Source organism: Streptomyces sp. NPDC018693 (assembly GCF_044391385.1).
GTDB lineage: Bacteria > Actinomycetota > Actinomycetes > Streptomycetales > Streptomycetaceae > Streptomyces.
In genome coordinates this window covers 241,091-260,202 of the sequence record NZ_JBIRZZ010000001.1, presented here as the reverse complement: position 1 = coordinate 260,202, position 19,112 = coordinate 241,091, and the positions used below count along the sequence as shown (strand labels likewise).

Sequence of the window (19,112 nt, the reverse complement as noted above, 5' to 3'; positions counted from 1 at the left end):
GGCTCCCTGTTGTCGTTCGCGTGCGGCGCCGCTGTAGCTGGTCGCGCAGTTCCCCGCGCCCCTTTGGTCGGACCGCTGGCCCGGCGTTCACAGGTCCCCCATCCGGCGGATGACCGGCGCCACCCGCTGCACCCCGTGGCGGTACGCACCCCGTGCCGCCCTGCGCACGATCCGGCGGACCGGGCCCGGCTGCTTGTCGGCGGCGGGGGCGCCGGGCAGTGGCGTGCCGTCCGGGGCCAGGTGATGGCGGGCGAGGATGCCGGGGAGATAGCCGGGGGCCGTCTCCGGCGTGTAGTACGGGGTCAGCGGCGGGAGTTGGGCCGCGAGCAGCTTGGTGACGCGCTCGCGGGCCGCGTCGTACGCCCCCTGCGCCGCGACCCCCTGCCGCGCCACCCACTCCTCGTCGGCCACCGGCAGGTGCCCCGCGTCGAGCTGGTCCCAGGAGGCCAGGCACCCGGAGCCGATGAAGTGGTGGTTGCCGAGCGCCTCGCGAATGCCCAGGTCGGTGAGGACGACGGTGGGGATACGGCGGTGCAGGGACTCCAGGGCGGCGGTGGAGCTGACCGTGACCATCAGGTCGGTGCGGTCGAGGACCTCGCCCATGTTGCCGTAGACCAGGCGGAAGTTGGGCGGCGGGTCGAGCTTCCGCGCCAGCTTCTGGTAGGGCAACTCCTCGATGTGGGTGGTGTGTTCGCCGGGCTTGGAACGCAGCTTGAGCAGCACTTCGCGCTCGGGGTGCAGCCGCGCGTGCCGTACGAGCCGCTCCAGCAGGTAGGTACGGTCCCTGCGCGTGTCCGGCACGGAGGGCTGTGCGGCGAACACGACGGTGCACGGGGCGGTCTCGCCGGTGTGGGGCGCGCCGCCGAGGAAGGGCAGGGCGACTTCGGTCACCGAGGAGGCGTCGGCGCCGACACCCTCGTACACGGCCCGGAACCGCTCGGCGTCCTGACGGGAGTTGGCGAGCACGAGGTCCGCGCCGTGCCGGAGCAGCAGGCCGTCGGCGAGCTTCTCGTAGACGACGCCGACATAGCCGGTGACGACCACGGGACGCTTCTCGCGGCCCTGCCAGGTCCGCCGCAGGCCGTGCAGCATGGCCTGCACGCCGCCGCCGACCAGGGCGAGGACGACGATGTCGTACGACTCCTGCCCCATGGCGCGCAGGAACTCGACGGCGGTGACCTCACGCAGCGAGTCGGCGCGCACGCCCACCTCGGCCAGTTGGCGTGGGGTGGGGGTGGCGCGGCCGCGCAACAGGTACCCGTCCAGCGCGGGGTCGCCCGGGGCGATGCGGCCGGCGGTCAGGGCGCCCCATTTCCAGCGGGTGTCGGAGTCCGCGAGGACCGCGATCCGCAGGGGCTTCGAATTACTCGGTGGCACGGTGAAGACGTTAGAAAGCGAAATCCAGTCGCGCGCCAACCACAAGCCAACAGTAAGTTAACAACACCTCGCCGATTTCCGAATCGGCCGACCTCGGAGTCGACCAGTAGATTGGATGCACCGATCCGACACATCGAGTTCACCCCCTGGACCCCCACCAGCAATATGCGGCGCCGCGCCGCGTCATAGGGTTTCCGCGTGCCAAAGCTCTCCGTCATCGTGCCGTTCTACAACGTGCAGCAATACGCGCCCGACACACTCGCGAGCCTGCGTGCGAACGCACGTGAGGACTTCGAGTTCATCCTGGTCGACGACTGCTCCACCGACGCGACCCCGGACATCCTCGCGCGCGCGGAGCGTGAACTGCCGGGCGCGGTGGTCGTCAGACACGAGAAGAACGGGGGGCTGGCGACCGCGAGGAACTCCGGCATCGACAAGGCGCGCGGCGAGTACCTGACCTTCCTGGACGGCGACGACTGGCTGGCGCCCGGCTACTTCCCGAAACTTCTGGCCGCCATCGAGGAGCTGGGCTGCGACTTCGTGCGCACCGACCATGTGCAGTGCACCGGCCGGGCGCGCAGCGTCCACCGGGTGCCGCACGGCCGGCGCAACACGGTGATGAACCCGCGGGACGCGATCCTGCCCGCCGACCGGTCCACCTCGGTGGACTACCCCTATGCCTGGGCCGGCATCTACCGCCGCCGCCTGGTCGACGAGGGGTGGCTGCACTTCACCGACGGACTGCGCACGGCCGAGGACCGGCCCTGGATCTGGCAGCTCCACCGCAAAGCGGAATCATTCGCCGTGGTGAGCATGCTCGGCGTCTATTACCGGCGCGGAGTCGCCTCTTCGCTCACCCAGATCGGTGACGTGCGCCAACTGGACTTCATCCGCGCGTTCGACGAGGTGATCGAGGAAACGTCACAGGATCCCGAGGCCGGTAAACTGCTACCCAAAGCCGTGCGCACCTATTGCGCCATCATCAGCCATCACCTCGACTCGATCGAGAGGTTCGAACCCGCCGTGGCCCGGAAATTGCGGTCCCTGAGTGCCGCCGCTTTGAAGAGAATGCCGCAGGACGTGCTCAGCGAGGTCATGGACTCGATGGACGTGGAGCGCGCGAGTGTGCTGCGCCGAGTGCGCCGCAGGCCGGTCACGGCGCGGACGGTGGCCGCCTGATGTCCCGTACGACCCGGATCTTCTGTGTCTCGACCCTGTACGGGGCCGCGACCCTGGCCGCCGCGCTCGACGCCGGTCTCTTCGAGCCGACCGACCGCAAGCTGCTGGTGGTCAGCAACAACGCGGCCACGCCCGAGATAACACCGTCCGTCGACATGATGCCGGGCTTCGCCCGCATCCGTGAGCGCTTCGACGAGGTGGTGTCCTGGAACGAGGCCATCTCCCCCTTCCACCCCAGTGGTTGGAGCCCGCGTCCGGATGACATCCCGATGTGGGAGCGGTATGTCCGGATGCTGTGGAACCTCGGCGACGACGAGGTCCGCCTGGCCGTGGAGTCCATCCAGGTCAACCCCTCTCTGGCGCTGTGCCAGTTGTTCATCGGCGCCCCCGTCGACGTCTACGCCGACGGCCTGATGAGCTACGGCCCCACCCGCAACAAGATCGATCCGCTGGTCGGCACCCGGATCGGCCGGCTGCTCCATCTCGACCTGGTGCCCGGCCTCACCCCGCTGCTGCTCACCGAGTTCGGTGTGCCGCCGGTACTCGTGCCGTCCGAGGCGTTCGTGAAGGTGCTGGGCGAACTGGCGGACGAGGAAGACGAGTTGACCGCTCCGGCCGAGCAGCCGGCGCTGCTGCTAGGGCAGTACCTCTCGGCGCTCGACATCATCACCGACGCCGAGGAAGAGCAGCTGCACCTGGGCATGGTGCGCGGCGCCGTGGCGCTCGGACACCGCACGATCGTCTTCAAGCCGCACCCTCTGGCGCCGGCCCGCTGGTCGCGGCTGCTGGAGGACGAGGCGAAGAAGCTGGGCGCCGAACTCACCCTGCTCGACCGGCCCGTGCTCGCGGAGGTGGCCTACCAGCGGCTGAAGCCCGCGCTCGTCGTGGGCTGTTTCTCCACCGCGCTGTTCACCGCGGCCGCCCTCTACAACCTGCCGGTCGCGGGGGTCGGCGCCGACACCGTGCTCGCCAAGCTCGCGCCGTACCAGAACAGCAACCGGGTGCCGCTCACCATCGCCGACGTACTCCTGCCGGACCTGACGGACCGGGCCGCGGTGGAAGGCTGGGAGATGCCGTCGCGGGAGCAGGTGGACGAACTCTCCGCGCTGCTCAGGGCCGTCGGCTTCGCGATGCAGCCCAAGATCTACCCGGGCCTGCGAGGCGAGGCGGAGAGCTATCTCTCGGCGCATCTGAACCCGCGCACCTGGCGCTACTTCAAGCGCCGCCGCCTGGCGTCGCTGGCCCTCCCCGGCGCCGTACCGGCCCAGCTGTCCTTCATCCCGCGCAACTCGGCCGTACGCCGACTCGCGCGCCGGGCACGGGCGTTGAAGCGGGCGGCCATCAAGCAGAAGGCGGACGCCAAGCAGTAGGGGGAGCGGGCGGTTCACCCGATCGTCATCTTTCAGCACCCCGCGAGTCAACCGCTCCACACTCCTCCCCAGTGGGAGACGCATAGCGTCCGAACACCTTTCCACAGACGCCCACGGAAGGCTTCAGGATGAGCGCGGCTGACCAGGCCACGGTGCCGGTACCCCCACCGGCACCCGAGCCGGAACTCTCCCTGTCCGAGCGGCCCGCCGTACGGCCCCGGGCGGAGAGCCGACTGCGCGCCCTGGACGGACTGCGGCTGCTCGCGGCCCTGATGGTCTGCGTCTACCACTACGCCGGCCGGGGCGGCACGGTCTCGGAGTCCTGGAGCCAGTCCCCGCACCTGATGTTCCCGAGCCTGTCGCAGATCGCCACCTACGGCCCGCTCGGCGTGCAGTTCTTCTTCGTGATCAGCGGCTTCGTGATCTGCATGAGCAGCTGGGGCCGGAGCATGGGCGACTTCTTCCGCTCCCGGGTCTCCCGCCTCTACCCCGCCTACTGGGCGGCGATCCTCCTGATCACCGCCGCCTGCTTCGTCCTGCCCGTGGTCCAGAAGCCGCTGCGCTCGGACGAGTTCCTCGTCAACCTCACCATGCTCCAGCAGCCGATGGGCGTACCCCGGGTGCTGGGTGTCGACTGGACGCTCTGGGTCGAGGCGCGTTTCTACGTCCTGTTCGCGCTGTTCGTGGTCTGGCGGGGCGTCACCTACCACCGGGTGGTGCTGTTCTGCTGCCTGTGGACGGTGGCCGGGGTCTTCGCCGCGTTCGCCGACCATCCGCTGGCCGATGAGCTGGTGATGCCCGAGTACGCGCCGTACTTCATCGGCGGCCTCGCCCTCTACCTGATCCACCGCTGCGGCAGCGACTTGCTGCTGTGGGGCATCGTGGCCACGAGCTTCCTGCTGGGCCAGCGCTACGCGGTGACGAACCTGTGGCACCCCGGCGCCGACGGCGACTTCCACCGCAACCCGTACGTCATCCAGCTGATCGTCCTCGCCGCCTTCGTCGCCGTCGCCGCGGTGGCCCTGGGCTGGCTGAACTGGGCGAACTGGCGCTGGCTGACGGTGGCCGGGGCGCTGACGTACCCCTTCTACCTGATCCACGAGCACCTGGGCTGGTTCTTCATCCGGGTGCTGCACCGCGAGTACGGCGTGAGCCCGTACCTGACGCTGGCCCTGACCATGCTGTCGATGCTGGGGATCGCCTGGCTGCTGCACAAGTTCGTGGAGAAGCCGTTCGGGCCCCGGCTCAGGCGCGCGCTGGTCGTACGGCCGCGTAACTCATGACACCTCGGACGGAGGGCGAACGACCTTGCACAGCGACAGACCCCGACGCGGAAGGTTCCACGTGAGATGGGGTTCACGAGGATGACCGAGACATCGACCCCGGCTCCGCCCGCCGCGACGGGCGGGCGGAGCCCCGACGGGCCGACCACCCCTCGGCTGCGCCTCACCTCCCCTGCGGGATGGACCGCCGTCGTCGCCACCACGGCGCTGCTGACGTACACCACCCTCACGGCCGGCATCTTCCTCGACATCCGGTACGTGCTCGCCGCGCTGCGCGTGACGGGGGAGGACGGCATGTCCCCCTCCGAGGTGTTCGCCCACCGGCCCTTCTTCTACCGCTGGCTGATCGCCGGGCTGGACGCCGTCACCTTCGGTTCGTTCGCGGTGAGCGAGGCCCTCATGCGGCTCGTCGGCCTCGCCCTGTGCGTGGTCGCCGGTCTGCTGCTCCACCGGGCCCTGCGCCGCCGTATCCCCGAGCGGGACGCGCTGCTCGTCGCGGGCCTGGCCGCCCTCACGCTCGCCTTCGCGCCCGTCATCGACTATCTGCAGCCGGAGTGGTTCGCGATCGTCTTCGCGATGATCGCCATCGCCGCCGCGCTCGGCGTCGAGAAGCACTGGCAGGCGGTGGCCCTCGCCGCGGTCCCGCTCGGTCTCGCCGCCCTGCTGAAGTACTCCACCGCGGGCACCGCCCTGATGGCGCTGCTCGTGGTGTTCGCCGTGGACCGGGTGCGGGCCCTGCTGCTCGCCGCCGCCGCCGGCGTCGCCACCGTGGTGCTGTTCGGCGTCAGCATCTGGTCGGGCTCGCGGGAGCTGCAGTGGGTGCGCGACATGCCGCACATCAACGTCAACCAGCTCGGCGGCAGCCAGCCCGTCGTCATCTCCGACCTGCTCGACCGGACCGCCCAGTACGTGGGCGACCGCACCGTCCTCACGCCGGTGCTCGCGCTGCTGCCGGGCGCGCTGCTGCTGGTCGCGGCCACGCTCGGCTCGCGCCGGGAGCGGGTCCGGGTGGCGGTCCTCACCGTGCTCCTGATCCTCGTCGCCCTGGGCGTCGTGATGTACCAGGGCAACTTCTTCGCGTACCACGGGGAGAGCCTGCCCGTGGTGGCGGCGGCGCTCACCGGCCTCGCGATCGGCCGCTGGTACGGCAGGCACGGGCGGCCCCCGCTCGGTCTCACCGTGGTGGCGCTGCTGTTCGGGGTGCTGACCCCGATGATCGAGCTGGTCCGCGACGACGTGTACACGGTGGATCTCGCGTGGTACGCGTACGGCGCGGCCTTCGCCGCCGCGCTCGTCGACGTGTGGCGCGCCCGTGGCGCCCGCCGGCCGCGCGTGCTGCGTGTCCCGGTCGCCCTGCCGGTCCTGGCGCTGGTGGCGTGCCTGGCCGCCACCGTGTGGCCGTCGTCCGGGGTGCGGGTGGTCCAGGGCCACCTCGTCACCACGAACACGGAGCTCAAGGAGCAGGCGCAGGCGGCCCGGACCGCGGCCGAGCAGGTGAACGCCGAACTCCGGCCCGGCGAGGAGGTCATGTACCTGGCCTTCGGTCTCCAGGCGTACTACGTCGGCCACCCGACCTCCTGCCGCTACCCCTTCCCCACCTTCCTGAGCGTGACCAAGCGCCTCCCCGAGGTCGCCGACCTCACCTCGACCAGGGAGAACGTCCGCTGCATCACGCAGGAGCACCCGGCCGAGCACATGGTCTACCAGCCGGGCTGGATGTCGCTCGCGGTGGTCGACCCGGCGATCGCCCACGACATCCGGACCACCTACAGGTGCCCCAAGCCGGAGGGCCGCCAGCTGACGGTGTGCACCCTGCGCCACCCTGAATAGGCGCCCGACGACCACGGCCCCGGCGGGAGGTTGACCCGCCGGGGCTTACTTGTCGTGTACGACGCTCAGGCCACGCCCGCGATCCGCGCGGCCTTGTGCCCCAGCTCCACCGAGTAGCTCTGTCCCCGGTCCTGCGGGTAGATCTGCGCCATCGTCGCCAGCGTCACCTTGCTGAGGTGCGTCTGGTGGCCCGGGATCAGCGCCTTGTACTCGGGCGTGACCACGGGCTGGGCGAAGGGCGCCTTGGAGAAGTGCCACTCCTGGATCCAGGAGCGGTCGAAGTCGGGGTTGAGCCGCTTCAGGTACGGCAGGTAGCGGTCGAGCAGTTCGGCCGGGTCGGTGGTGAAGCGCCAGTCGTCGCGCTCGACGTAGTTGCCGACGTAGAGGATGTGGCGTCCGCCGTACTCGGCCGGGGCGATCATCTTCGTGTGCTCGACGACGGCGAGGAACGGGAAGTCCGGCTCGTTGATGTTGAGCCAGTAGTACGGGATGGCGCTGCGGTCCAGTTCGAGGACGAAGCAGGTCGCGCCCAGGTACTGGTTGCGCCACACGGCGTCGTCGGCGGGGGCGTCGGCGGCCTTGGCGAAGGCGGGCTGCGGGGTGGTCGCGATCAGGTGGTCGAAGGTGTACTCGGCACCGTCGGCGGTGCGGACGGTGACCGGGCCCTCCTCGCTGTCCTGCCGGATCGTCTCCATCCGCCTGCCGAACTCGACCTTGCCGCCGTGCTCGGCGATACGGTCCCGCAGGGTGGCGTAGACCCGCTCGAAGCCGCCGTCCAGATAGCCGAGTTCGAAGGTGCGGCAGTGGACGCGCGCCCACAGCCAGGCCATGGAGACCTGGTCGGCGCGGTCGCCGAACTTGCCGCGCAGCAGCGGCTCCCAGACGGCCTCGGTGGCGCGGCGGCCGGCCCACTTGTTCAGCCAGCTCAGCGCGGTGCGGTCGTTGAACCGCTCGCCGTCGCGTACGACCTTCAGCACCGCCGAGGAGAGTCCGAAGCGGATGCCGGCGGGCAGGCCGTACAGCGGGGAGCCCAGCATCTGGAGCGGGGTGGAGAAGGGGTGCATGCGACCGTCCCGGTAGACACCGGTGGTGGTCTTGTGGAAGCGCAGGTCGCCGCCGAGGCCGAGTTCCTCGATCAGCTCGATCATCTGCCGGTCGCTGCGGAAGATGTGGTGGTAGTAGCGCTCCAGCGGCACTCCCCCGACGGTGATCGACGCGGCGAGGCCGCCCAGTTCGTCGGCGGCCTCCAGGACCGTCACCGCGTGGCCCTGCTTGACCGCGTCGTACGCGGCGGTCAGACCGGTGGCTCCAGCGCCGATGACGCCGAGATTCATGCGAAACTCCACTTTCTGTTGAGCGCGAACTGGAAGACCAGCACCAGGGGCAGCGAGCCGGCCTTCACCAGGTTCGGGTCGATGCCGAGGCCCCGGGAGAACACCGCGAGCAGCACGAAGGTCAGGGCGATACCGGTCAGACCGACGGCGTAGAAGCGCAGGTAGCGCACCAGCAGACGGTCCCGCTTGCTGAAGGTGAACAGGGCGTTCAGGACGAAGTTGTTGGTGATGCCGAGGCTGGTGGAGAGCGCATTGGCGGTCTGCTCGTGCATCCCGACCACGTTGTAGAGCAGCAGGAACGCGCCCAGGTCGAGGAGGACGCCGCTGCCGCCGACGAGGGCGTATGTGATGAGCTGCCGGAGGTCGCGCGTACGGGTGCCCGTGTCCTCCACGGTGTCAGTCGTCATGGCCGCCGGTGCCGTCGTCCTCGACCAGGACGGTGTGGGAGATGACCTCGCGCACGGTGTACAGGGGTCGGCCCTGCACCTCTGCGTAGGTCCGCCCGATGTAGCTGCCGAGCACGCCGAGGGAGAGCATCTGCACGCCGCCCAGGAACAGCACGACGACCATGAGCATGGTCCAGCCGGAGACGGTGATGTCCGGGGCGAACACCTTCATGGCGAGCGCGTAGACGATGCCGGCCAGGGAGAGCGCGAGGACCACGAAGCCCAGCTTGGTGATCATCCGCAGGGGTGCGGTGGAGAAGCCGGTGAGGCCGTCGATGGCAAGGCGGGCCATCTTCTTCATCGGGTACTTGGTCTCGCCCGCGAACCGCTCGTCGCGGTCGAAGTGGACCTCGGTCTGCCTGAAGCCCATCGAGGCGACCATGCCGCGCACGAACCGGCTGCGCTCACGGAAGCGGCGCAGCTCGTCGGCGGCGCGCCGGTCCATCAGCCGGAAGTCGCCGGTGTCCACCGGGATGTCGACCTCGGTGGACGACCGCAGCAGCCGGTAGAAGAGGTGCGCGGTGGTCTTCTTGAAAAAGGTGTCCTGCCGGCTGCGGCGCCGGGCGTGCACGATCTCCGCGCCGTCCCGCCAGGCGTCGATCAGCTCGAGGCTGACCCGCGGGGGGTCCTGGAGGTCGGTGTCCATGACGATGACGGCGTCGCCGCGCGCCTCGTCGATACCCGCCGTGATGGCCATCTGGTGACCGAAGTTACGGGCGAAGTCGATGACACGGACACGCCGGTCGTTCTTCGCTATGTCCTCGAGAATGGCGAGCGTTCCGTCGGCCGAGCCGTCATTCACGTAGATCATTTCGTAGGTGAACTCCGTGCGTTCACCCAGAGCCGCCACGAGTTCCTCATGGAAGTGGCGAATCCCGTCCTGTTCATTGAAGACGGGCAATACATATGAGACGAGCGCGGCGCCACCACGCTGGCGGGGCACTACAGAATCCTGCGCCCGGCTGGATATGTCTGGCATTGGATGAAGCTATGGGCGCGACGTGAACCAGCAGTAAACGTGCAATGAGCGTTCCGCTGCGGTGAGTCGACGTCGCGCCCTGACCGGGCGGCTGGTTCAGGGAGTTACCAGATCCACCGCTGATCGGTGTTGGTCGAGCACGTCCATTGGACGACCTTGGTGCCGTTGGTGGGGTCGGAGCCGGGGACGGCGAGACATTTGTCGCTGTTCAGATTGCGCAGCCGGCCGACGCTGTCGCGGATCCAGATCTGCTCGCTGTTGCCGGTACAGGTCCACTGAATGGCCTGGATGCCATTGTCCGAACTGGCCTGCGGGATGGCCAGACATCTGTTGCTGTTGAGGTTCCGCACGAGATAGCGGTCGCCGTTCCCGCCCGCGACCTTGTCCAGGCGCCACTGCTGTTCGCTGTTGCCGGTGCAGGTCCACTGGATCAGCTTGGTGCCGTTGTCCGTACTGGCCTGGGGGACGGCCAGGCACCTCGCGGTCGACTGGTTCTTCAGCGGGTGGGGGGCGGCGACGGCGGCGTCGACCCAGGCGGCCAGGTCGTCGGCGCGGGAGGCGATCGCACCGGTGCGGGTCTCCTCGGTGCCGAGGCATCCGCCCTGCCAGGAGCGGCTGTTGACGGCGACCAGCTGGTCGCCGCCGGCGCCGGCCCGGACCACCGGGCCGCCCGCGTCGCCCTGGCAGACCGCGGCGCCGTCCTGCCCGTCGATGTCCAGCTCCAGGGCGCGGACGCCGGTGACGGTGAACGCGCCGGTGTGCAGCCGGTCGGGCACCCACTGATCGCCGGTGCGGCCGTAACCGGCGGCGGTCAGCTGTTCGCCGGCGACGGGGGCGCCGGTGCCGAGGGCCACCGGAGTGATGCCCGTGACCGGCGCGGACAGCCTCGCCAGCACCAGGTCCCGGTCGGTCCGGGGGACCAGTTCCACGACGGTACGGACCTGGCCGGACGTCGTGGTGAGATCGGTGCGTCCCACGGTGACCCTGGTGGGGCGGGAGGGCGGGCCCGCGGGAACCGGCTGCGTGGGGTCCTCGGCGAAGCAGCTCGCTGCGGTGACGACCCACCGGGCCTCGACGAGCGCACCGGAGCAGGCCCGTTCCGTGTCGCCCACCTCGATCTTCGCGGTGTAGGCCCGCTGCCCGCCACCGGCCGCGTCACCCACCACGGCCTGGGCCGGACCGGCGACGAGCGTCCCGGCCCCGACGAGCACACCGGCAGTCCACGCCGTGTATCTCGCTGCCCTATTCATACGCTTCTCCCCCATTGCGACTTTCCATCCGCCTTTTCAGCTATTTGCTGTATCGAAATCTATCTCGACGAGGTCTTCATTCATGTGTACGAAACGTGAATTCCCGTTGCCGGGCACTACGCCGTCCAGCACTCCGCCTGACCTGTGTGATGATCACGCGAGGGGGCGAAAAAAAGAGAGTGCCCCCTAAACCGACCATTTCGGAGGAGGGGGTATGAAGAGAACGCAACGGAAGCCACGCCGTGGAACGCCGTTCGGGCTCCTGGGGAGCACGGCGCTCACCGTGGCGCTGACCATGCTCGGCACGATGGCCGTCACCACCACCGCGCAAGCCGAGACCACTGCTGAAGAGACGACGACCGTGAGCGAGCGGGGCCAGGTCGTCGCGGCCTGGCGCACCGGCGGCCGGGCCACCCGCACGGCGGCAGAGGCGGCGCTCGTCGGCTCGGACGCCGAGGTGCACGCGTTCCTGGAGACGGGGCTGCGGATCGCGGCCGAGGAGGACGAGCGCTTCCAGGTCCTGCGTCTGCTGAACTCCCAGGGCCCGGGCGTCCGTCAGGCCGCGCAGGAGGCGCTGGGCGGCACCGCCGCCGACGTGCACACGTTCCTCGCGACGGGCTGGCAGGCGCCGTACGCGGACGATCTGCGCGTGGCCGTGCTGCGGGAGATGAGCACCGGCGGCCGGGCGGTCAGGACCGCCGGACAGGCCGCTCTCGACGCCGGCACCCAGGAGGCCCTGGAGAAGTTCCTCGCCACCGGCCTGCAGCGGGCGACCGCCGAGGACGAGCGGGTCGAGCTGCTGACCATCATGCAGGTCGGCGGCGCACAGGTGCAGCAGGCCGCGCAGGAGGCGCTGGGCGGCACCGCCGCCGACGTGCACGACTTCCTGGAGACCGGCCAGTACACCGCGCGCGCCCGCGACGAGGAGATGAGCTCCGTCGCCGAACTCGCCCAGGTCGCCAGGACCGCCGGCGACCGGGCGAAGAAGGAGACCGAGGCGGCCAAGGAGGCGTCGGAACGCGCCGTCCAGGCAGCCAAGCTCGCCAAGGAGGCGGCGCAGCGCGCTGCCCAGGAGACCGCCGCCGCCCAGAGCTCCTCACAGAAGGCCACGCAGGCCGCCGGCCGTGCGGCCGACGCCGCCACCGCCGCCGCGAGCGCGGCCCGTACCGCGATCCAGGCCGCCAACACGGCCACCGCCGCCGCGCGTACGGCGGCCAACGCGGCCTCCGCCGCGGCCTCGGCCGCCGCTGCGGCGGGCGAGGCCGCGGCCCGCGCCTACAACCAGGCGACCGCCGCGTCCAAGGACGCCGGACAGGCCGCCGCCGCCAAGGTGGCCGCGCAGGCCGCCCGTGACGCGGCCTCCCGGGCCCGTACCGGAGCCGCCGCCGCGCTCAAGGCCGCCGAGGCCGTCGCCGAGGCCGTGACCTCGGCCCGTGCCGCCGCCAGCGCGGGCGCCCACGCAGCGGCGGCGGCGACCGCCGCGGCCGAGGCAGGCCAGTACTCCAACGTGGCCGCCGCCGAGTCGCAGCGCGCCGCCGCCGCGGCGGCCCAGGCCCGTGCGGCCGCGGCCACCGCCGACCGGGCCGCCGGCACCGCCGAGGCGCTCGCCACCAAGGCGGCCGCCGCCGCCCGCGAGGCGCACACGGCGGCCAACGACGCGGCCAAGCATGCCGACGCCGCAGCGGCCGCGGCCGAGGACGCCGCCGCCCACGCCGGCCAGGCCATCGACTACGCCAACAAGTCGACCGCGCGCGCCACCGCCGCGCAGGCGGCCGCCAACGTGGCCTCGACCGCCGTCGAGAAGGCCCGCGCGATCTTCGACGCCGCCCGCGCCACCGAGGCCGCCCGGCTCACCAACGAGAAGGACGAGGGCATCCTCTCCGCCGAGGAGACCAAGCGCGAGGAGGACGCGGAGAAGGCCCGGCTGCGGTGGGAGCAGATCGAGGCGCAGCAGCGGGACGCGGAGACCCGGACCCTGCTGGCCGAGGCCACCGCCGCCGGGGTGGATCCCGCCGTGGCGGCGGCCAAGGGCCGCAAGGCCGCGCTGCGGCTGCTCACCACCGGCGGACCCTGGACGGTCCGCGCGGCCGAGGACGCGCTGTCCGGCAGCGACGACGACGTCCGCACCTGGCTGACCTCCGGCCGCGCCGTCGCCGAGGAACAGGACGACCGGGCCCGCGTCGCCGGGCTCGCCGACAGCGGCATCACCGGGATGAAGGAGCCCGCCGAGGCGGCGCTGGCCGGAACCCACGCCGATGTGGTGCGGTTCCTCGACATCGGCCAGCACACCGTCCAGGCCGACGACTACCGGGTGAAGGTCCTGGAGATCGCCGCCGCCGGGGGCACCGCCGTCAAGCGCGCCGCCGACGCGGCCATCGACGCCGGGACCACCGAGGCGCTGCGCGAGTTCCTCGCGACCGGGCAGTACACCGCCCGCGAGGAGGACGACCGCCTCGCCACCCTGAACCTGCTGCAGACCGGCGGCCCGCAGGTCAAGGCCACCGCCGAGGTCGCGCTCGCCGGCCCGACCTGGATGCTGCACGACTTCGTCGCCGGTGTGCAGTACCGCTCCGCCAAGCTCGACAACGACGCCGCGACCCACGTCGCCGGCGTCCAGAAGCTGATCGCGGGCGCAGCCCGGACGGCCGCCCTCGCCCAGCAGAACGCCGCCCTGGCGGCCGAGGCCGCGGCCAAGGCCCGCAACGCGGCGGAGGAGGCCACCGGCTACGCCCAGCAGGCCGATGCCTCCGCCAAGGAGGCCCAGGGCTACGCGGACGCCGCCACGCAGTCCGCGCGCGAGGCCGACGCGTCCGCCGCCAAGGCCGCCGAGTCGGCCCGGCTGGCCAGGAACGCCGCCGACCAGGCGAACAACGCCGCCGCGTCCGCGACGAAGTCCGCCCACCAGGCCGCCGCTTCCGCCGCGCAGGCCCGCACCTACGCGTCCCTGGCGTACGCCTCGGCCGAACGGGCCCGCGCCGCCGCCATCGCGGCGGCCAAGGACGCCGCCGAAGCCGCCCTGGCCGCGGCCGAGGCTCTCACCATCGCGGCGCAGAAGCAGATGGCGGACGACCAGGCCCGACGCGAGGCCGACGCTCCACCGGGCGGCGAGGGCGCCGGCAGCGTGGACGCGCTCCAGGAGTACGAGAACGGCGTCTTCCTGCTGGACTTCGACGGCACCTGCTACCTCAACGGGGTCGCGCTCCCCGACACCCTGGGGATCGGCTCCTGCCAGCGGCTCGCCGGCGACTTCGACGACTGGATCGGGGACTGGGCCGGGAACATCTTCTGGGACAAGCTCAAGAACCGCGACGACGCGGGCGCGATCCTGCTGGCCGCGTACTGCAACTACGAGGACACCCGGCCCTTCATCGGCCACAGCAACAAGGGCAAGTGCGGCCCGGAGCTGCTGAAGCTGCTGGAGCCCGCCTACGGCAGCATGATGGCGCCGTACTACCTGGAGAGCGGCGTCGGCTCCGGCCTCGCCAAGCTGTTCAGGAAGTTCGGCAACAAGCTCGGCATCAAGGTCAAGCCGCCGATGAACGGCCTGGCGCACAACCGGGCGCTGTTCGAGCAGTACAAGGACATCCTGCTCAAGGACATGGCCAAGCCGCAGGTCACCAACTCCGACCTCGCCCGGCACGTCGACTACCTGTTCCGGGCGAACGCGAGGATCGGCAACGGCAGCACGGCGGCGGCGGTCCGCTTCGAGCTGGCCACCGGAGGCCGGGTGGGCGGCGCCAGCCACTCGCAGAAGGCCCGCGACTCCATCACCTACCTGCAAAAATGGCTGACGAACAACCCGACCGCCAGCGCCACCGACCGGTCGGCCGCGGAGCAGCTGATCCGCGACATGACCAACGCACTGAACGGAAAGTAATGCCGACCCCCGACTGGTTCCGTCACCTGCTCGCCGTCAGCGATGTGCTGGCGGACCGCGACCGCGCCGAGATCACGAGTTGGCGGGGCGGGGTGGACGACACGGACGACGAGGACGACGTGCCGCCGCTCTCGCTGCGCCTGGCGGCGCTGGCGACGGCCTTCGCCGAACGGTCCGCCGAGCTGACGCCCGAACAGACCGGGGAGATGTTCCGGATCCTGGAGGAGGTCCAGCGGTCGGGCGGTGAGTACGACCGTACGGCCGTCGCCACGGGCTTCTTCGAGGCGCTGCTCAACGCCTGGGACAACGGGTTCCCCCTCCAGTCGGTCTGGGGTCATGTGGGCCCCGAGTCCCGGGCCCACTGCCTGGCCTGGAACGAGTTCGCCCACATCGACTCACCGGACTGGATGCGCTGACCGGCGCACCGGACGACGTGAACGGCCCCGGAGGGTTCTGCCTCCGGGGCCGTTCACGTAGGTGCAGGCGGGGCGTCGGCCGCGGTCACCCGCAGCGTGGTCACTTGTTCGGCCCGCGTGAAGGAGGTCGTACCGACCCAGAGCGTCCGGTCGCCGGACTCCGAGGCGTCCTGCCGGCGTCCGCGGCCGTGCCGACGCCGGGTGGAAGGGCCTGGTCCTACTTCGTGGTCCGGATCTCCACGAGCATGAACTCGCGGCCCTGCTCGTCCGCGCTCTCCCCGACCGGGGTCCAGCTGTTCTTGGCGACGTCGAAGGACTTCTCCACGGTGCCGGTCGTCATATCGACCTGGGTCGCGTAGTCGTTTCCGCGCACGCCGTAGACCGACGGGATCTCCAGGGTCAGCCAGCCGGACGTACCCGTGACGTCGAAGCAGATCTTGTCCTGGCTGCGGGCCCACACCTCCAACTGGCCGGTCCCCGTCGCGCAGTCGGCGAGGAGGATGTGGCCGTCGCCGCGCTTGAGGGTGATGCCCTTCTCGGCCAGGATCCGGTCGGCGCCCGGGTAGTTGAAGCCCTCGACGGCATAACCAGGGGCCTCGTCGGCGACGGTCCGCACAGAGTTGTCGACGCTCTCGGCGGACGCGCCGCCGCTCACCACGAGCCATGCCAGAGCGCCGGCCGCCGCCGCGACGCCCAGAGCGTTCCGCCCGATTCTGTGTGCCTTCATGACCGTCCTCATTCGTCGGGCCGGCCACCGGCCGGAACAATGGACAAACGCGGACGCGAAGGCCACCTTTTCGCTTTGCCCCCGACACCCCCGTTATGAATCACTCCGAGCTTTGCCCACAGATCAATTGCGCACGGGAACGGAACATGGCGTACCGGTGAACGGCGCCGGCCCAAAGGCCCTGGCCGCGCTCGTACAGCCAGACACCGACGCCCTGGACGTACCTGAGCCCGGCCTTCCGGGCTCAGGCCGGCTCAGAACACATCGCTGGGCACATAAGTCCCCCAGACGTCCCGCAGCGCGTTGCACACCTCGCCGACCGTCGCGCGGGCGCGCAGCGCGTCCTTCATCGGGTAGAGGACGTTGTCGTCGCCCTCCGCGGCCTTCTTCAGGGCGGCCAGGGCGGTGTCGACGGCCTGCTGGTCGCGCTCGGCACGCAGCCTGGCGAGCCGCTCGGCCTGCTGGGCCTCGATGGCGGGGTCGACGCGCAGGGGCTCGTAGGGCTCCTCCTCGTCGAGCTGGAAGCGGTTGACGCCGACCACGACCCGATCGCCGCTGTCGGTCTCCTGGGCGATCCGGTAGGCGTTGCGCTCGATCTCGTTCTTCTGGAAGCCGTGCTCGATCGCGGAGACCGCGCCGCCGAGGTCCTCGACCTTCCGCATCAGCTCCAGCGTGGCGGCCTCGACCTCGTCGGTCATCTTCTCGATGACGTAGGACCCGGCGAAGGGGTCGACGGTCGCGGTGACGTCGGTCTCGTAGGCCAGCACCTGCTGGGTGCGCAGGGCCAGGCGGGCGCTCTTGTCGGTCGGAAGCGCGATCGCCTCGTCGAAGGAGTTGGTGTGCAGGGACTGCGTCCCGCCGAGCACCGCCGCGAGGCCCTGGACGGCGACGCGGACGAGGTTGACCTCGGGCTGCTGGGCGGTCAACTGGACCCCGGCCGTCTGCGTGTGGAAGCGCAGCATCATCGACTTGGGGTTCTTGGCGCCGAACTCGTCGCGCATCACCCGGGCCCAGATCCGGCGGGCCGCGCGGAACTTGGCGACCTCCTCCAGGATCGTCGTACGGGCGACGAAGAAGAAGGACAGGCGGGGCGCGAAGTCGTCGACGTCCATGCCGGCTGCGACCGCCGTACGCACGTACTCGATGCCGTCCGCCAGCGTGAACGCGATCTCCTGCGCCGGTGAGGCACCGGCCTCGGCCATGTGGTAGCCGGAGATCGAGATCGTGTTCCACTTCGGGATCTCGGCCTTGCAGTACTTGAAGATGTCGGCGATCAGCCGCAGGGACGGCTTCGGCGGGAAGATGTACGTCCCGCGCGCGATGTACTCCTTCAGCACGTCGTTCTGGATCGTGCCGGTGAGCTTGTCCGCGCTGACGCCCTGCTCCTCGGCGACCAGTTGGTACAGGAGCAGCAGCAGGGCGGCGGGCGCGTTGATCGTCATCGACGTGGACACCTTGTCCAGCGGGATGCCCCCGAACAGCACCCGCATGTCGTCGACCGAGTCGATCGCCACGCCGACCTTGCCGACCTCGCCGTGCGCGATCGGCGCGTCGGAGTCGTGGCCCATCTGGGTGGGCAGGTCGAAGGCGACCGACAGGCCCATCGTGCCGTTGGCGATCAACTGCTTGTAGCGGGCGTTGGACTCGGTGGCCGTGCCGAACCCGGCGTACTGGCGCATCGTCCACGGCCGGCCCGTGTACATCGTCGGGTACACACCACGGGTGAACGGGTACGACCCCGGCTCGCCCAGCTTGTCCCCCGCGTCCCAGCCGACGAGGGCGTCGGGTCCGTAGACCGGTTCGATCGGCAGCCCGGACTCGGACTCGCGTGCCATTCTTGCCTCCGCGCTCATTGGTTACTCGCCAGTACGGCCGACTCCTCGCCACGGACTGTAGCTGCGGCCGTGCGCCCGGTGGAGTGGAGCAGGCTGGGACCTTGCTCACAACGATGCCGTGTCGTTCGCAACCAGTCACGCACGGGCAGCATCTCCAGTGAAAGTGAGCAGGCCGGTGCGGCGGGCCGGTGAGACGACGGGGGGCCGTGATGCGTACCAGGGGCATGGGCAGATCGGTGACGGCCGCAGCGGGCCTCGCGGCCCTCGCCGTGCTGTGCGGCTGTACGGGCCGGTCGACGGCGGCCGGCGGAGAGCCGCGGCAGCCGGTGCGGGTCGAGGTCACACCGCCGGCGCCGGGCACGCCGAGCGCCGCCCCTGCCGATGACAGGCCGAGCAGCGCCCCCTCTCCCAGTCCCCCTCCCACCCCCACGCCGGCCCGCGTGCTCTGGCAGCCCGGTGACAAGGGGCGCGACATCCGCGAGCTGCAGGCCCGCCTGCGCCAGATCGCCTGGCTGTACCACGGCCCCACGGGCGAGTACGACGACCTCACCGAGCAGGCGGTCCGCGGCTTCCAGGGCAAGCGCGGGCTGCCGAGGACGGGGAGGACGGACACGGTCACCTGGCAGCGGCTGCTGAAGATGACGCACGAGCCCGGCCAGTGGGACCTGTACCTCATGGGCGGGCAGGAGGCCGCCCCGCCGGACTCCCGCTGCCTGACCGGCCGGGTGCTGTGCATCGACAAGACGTCCCGCACCCTGCGCTGGATGGTGGACGGCCGCACCCTCTCGACGGTCGCGGTCCGCTTCGGCTCCCAGTACACGCCCACCCGCGAGGGCGTGTTCCAGGTCTACTGGAAGTCCCGGCACCACGTGTCCACCCTCTACGACACACCGATGCCGTACGCCATGTTCTTCAGCGGCGGCCAGGCCGTGCACTACTCGGCCGACTTCGCGGCCACGGGGTACGCCGGTGCCTCGCACGGTTGCGTCAACGTACGGGACGAGGCGGCGATCGCGGAGCTGTTCGCGCAGATACGGACGGGCGACAAGGTCGTCGTGTCCTGGTGAGCTGGGGCGGGGGGGGGGGCCGGGGGGCCCGGGGCCCCCCCCCCCCCCCGCCGCGCGCGCGGGGGGGGCGGGGGCCACCCCCGGGGGGGGGGGCCCGGCCACAACAGCCTGGATTGAATTGTTGGTGAGTGGCGGGACTAAC

Annotated in this window: 14 protein-coding genes; 7 read left to right on the top strand and 7 right to left on the bottom strand. The window is 70.8% G+C overall.

Annotated elements, in window-relative coordinates; genetic code table 11:
- Positions 1 to 87: 87 nt before the first annotated feature.
- A complete protein-coding gene (locus ACH5AC_RS01280; protein ID WP_398859451.1) occupies positions 88 to 1,377 on the bottom strand; it encodes a DUF6716 putative glycosyltransferase in 1,290 nt (429 codons plus the stop codon).
- 198 nt (positions 1,378 to 1,575) lie between these two features.
- Here ACH5AC_RS01280 and ACH5AC_RS01275 point away from each other — a divergent pair, with 198 nt between their 5' ends.
- From ACH5AC_RS01275 to ACH5AC_RS01260, 4 genes are all read left to right on the top strand, one after another.
- Positions 1,576 to 2,556, top strand: a complete 981-nt coding sequence (locus ACH5AC_RS01275) for a glycosyltransferase family 2 protein (RefSeq protein ID WP_398859450.1) — start codon at positions 1,576 to 1,578, stop codon at positions 2,554 to 2,556.
- Positions 2,556 to 3,926 (top strand): polysialyltransferase family glycosyltransferase, encoded by a 1,371-nt coding sequence (locus ACH5AC_RS01270; RefSeq protein WP_398859449.1) that lies wholly within the window; start codon positions 2,556 to 2,558, stop codon positions 3,924 to 3,926. The genes ACH5AC_RS01275 and ACH5AC_RS01270 overlap by 1 nt, the downstream gene beginning before the upstream one ends.
- A gap of 128 nt (positions 3,927 to 4,054) precedes the next feature.
- Complete coding sequence (locus ACH5AC_RS01265; RefSeq protein WP_398859448.1) at positions 4,055 to 5,209, top strand: acyltransferase family protein; 1,155 nt, start codon at positions 4,055 to 4,057, stop codon at positions 5,207 to 5,209.
- An 81-nt stretch (positions 5,210 to 5,290) separates the two neighbouring features.
- Positions 5,291 to 7,039: a hypothetical protein gene (locus ACH5AC_RS01260; protein ID WP_398859447.1), complete on the top strand. Its 1,749-nt coding sequence runs from the start codon at positions 5,291 to 5,293 to the stop codon at positions 7,037 to 7,039.
- 65 nt (positions 7,040 to 7,104) lie between these two features.
- On the opposite strand, the gene ACH5AC_RS01255 is transcribed toward ACH5AC_RS01260, so the two are convergent.
- From ACH5AC_RS01255 to ACH5AC_RS01240, 4 genes are all read right to left on the bottom strand, one after another.
- Complete coding sequence (locus tag ACH5AC_RS01255) at positions 7,105 to 8,373, bottom strand: NAD(P)/FAD-dependent oxidoreductase (protein WP_398859446.1); 1,269 nt, start codon at positions 8,371 to 8,373, stop codon at positions 7,105 to 7,107.
- Positions 8,370 to 8,780: a GtrA family protein gene (locus ACH5AC_RS01250; protein ID WP_398859445.1), complete on the bottom strand. Its 411-nt coding sequence runs from the start codon at positions 8,778 to 8,780 to the stop codon at positions 8,370 to 8,372. The genes ACH5AC_RS01255 and ACH5AC_RS01250 overlap by 4 nt, the downstream gene beginning before the upstream one ends.
- Complete coding sequence (locus tag ACH5AC_RS01245) at positions 8,770 to 9,798, bottom strand: glycosyltransferase family 2 protein (protein WP_398859444.1); 1,029 nt, start codon at positions 9,796 to 9,798, stop codon at positions 8,770 to 8,772. The genes ACH5AC_RS01250 and ACH5AC_RS01245 overlap by 11 nt, the downstream gene beginning before the upstream one ends.
- Positions 9,799 to 9,902: 104 nt before the next feature.
- Complete coding sequence (locus ACH5AC_RS01240; RefSeq protein ID WP_398859443.1) at positions 9,903 to 11,048, bottom strand: RICIN domain-containing protein; 1,146 nt, start codon at positions 11,046 to 11,048, stop codon at positions 9,903 to 9,905.
- 214 nt (positions 11,049 to 11,262) lie between these two features.
- On the opposite strand from ACH5AC_RS01240, the gene ACH5AC_RS01235 reads away from it, so the two are divergent.
- Positions 11,263 to 14,925 (top strand): ALF repeat-containing protein, encoded by a 3,663-nt coding sequence (locus tag ACH5AC_RS01235; RefSeq protein WP_398859442.1) that lies wholly within the window; start codon positions 11,263 to 11,265, stop codon positions 14,923 to 14,925.
- The gene (locus ACH5AC_RS01230; RefSeq protein ID WP_398859441.1) at positions 14,925 to 15,341 is read left to right on the top strand and encodes a hypothetical protein; all 417 of its coding nucleotides are present in this window, start codon (positions 14,925 to 14,927) and stop codon (positions 15,339 to 15,341) included. The genes ACH5AC_RS01235 and ACH5AC_RS01230 overlap by 1 nt, the downstream gene beginning before the upstream one ends.
- A 217-nt stretch (positions 15,342 to 15,558) precedes the next feature.
- On the opposite strand, the gene ACH5AC_RS01225 is transcribed toward ACH5AC_RS01230, so the two are convergent.
- Together ACH5AC_RS01225 and ACH5AC_RS01220 are read right to left on the bottom strand one after the other, a co-directional pair.
- Entirely contained in the window at positions 15,559 to 16,068 is a 510-nt protein-coding gene (locus ACH5AC_RS01225) for a hypothetical protein (RefSeq protein ID WP_398859440.1), read from the bottom strand.
- 254 nt (positions 16,069 to 16,322) lie between these two features.
- Entirely contained in the window at positions 16,323 to 17,903 is a 1,581-nt protein-coding gene (locus ACH5AC_RS01220; protein ID WP_398859439.1) for a methylmalonyl-CoA mutase, read from the bottom strand.
- A 209-nt stretch (positions 17,904 to 18,112) separates the two neighbouring features.
- Between ACH5AC_RS01220 and ACH5AC_RS01215 the strand changes: the two genes are divergently transcribed.
- Complete coding sequence (locus ACH5AC_RS01215) at positions 18,113 to 18,970, top strand: L,D-transpeptidase family protein (protein ID WP_398859438.1); 858 nt, start codon at positions 18,113 to 18,115, stop codon at positions 18,968 to 18,970.
- Positions 18,971 to 19,112: the final 142 nt, after the last annotated feature.

Excerpts from the sequence above, each read along its gene's own strand:
- ACH5AC_RS01230 (WP_398859441.1), top strand. The coding sequence starts at position 14,925 with ATGCCGACCCCCGACTGGTTCCGTCACCTGCTCGCCGTCAGCGATGTG.
- ACH5AC_RS01270 (WP_398859449.1), top strand. The coding sequence starts at position 2,556 with ATGTCCCGTACGACCCGGATCTTCTGTGTCTCGACCCTGTACGGGGCC.
- ACH5AC_RS01260 (WP_398859447.1), top strand. The coding sequence starts at position 5,291 with ATGACCGAGACATCGACCCCGGCTCCGCCCGCCGCGACGGGCGGGCGG.
- ACH5AC_RS01215 (WP_398859438.1), top strand. The coding sequence starts at position 18,113 with ATGCGTACCAGGGGCATGGGCAGATCGGTGACGGCCGCAGCGGGCCTC.
- ACH5AC_RS01265 (WP_398859448.1), top strand. The coding sequence starts at position 4,055 with ATGAGCGCGGCTGACCAGGCCACGGTGCCGGTACCCCCACCGGCACCC.
- ACH5AC_RS01240 (WP_398859443.1), bottom strand. The coding sequence starts at position 11,048 with ATGAATAGGGCAGCGAGATACACGGCGTGGACTGCCGGTGTGCTCGTC.
- ACH5AC_RS01235 (WP_398859442.1), top strand. The coding sequence starts at position 11,263 with ATGAAGAGAACGCAACGGAAGCCACGCCGTGGAACGCCGTTCGGGCTC.
- ACH5AC_RS01255 (WP_398859446.1), bottom strand. The coding sequence starts at position 8,373 with ATGAATCTCGGCGTCATCGGCGCTGGAGCCACCGGTCTGACCGCCGCG.
- ACH5AC_RS01245 (WP_398859444.1), bottom strand. The coding sequence starts at position 9,798 with ATGCCAGACATATCCAGCCGGGCGCAGGATTCTGTAGTGCCCCGCCAG.
- ACH5AC_RS01225 (WP_398859440.1), bottom strand. The coding sequence starts at position 16,068 with ATGAAGGCACACAGAATCGGGCGGAACGCTCTGGGCGTCGCGGCGGCG.
- ACH5AC_RS01250 (WP_398859445.1), bottom strand. The coding sequence starts at position 8,780 with ATGACGACTGACACCGTGGAGGACACGGGCACCCGTACGCGCGACCTC.
- ACH5AC_RS01220 (WP_398859439.1), bottom strand. The coding sequence starts at position 17,903 with ATGGCACGCGAGTCCGAGTCCGGGCTGCCGATCGAACCGGTCTACGGA.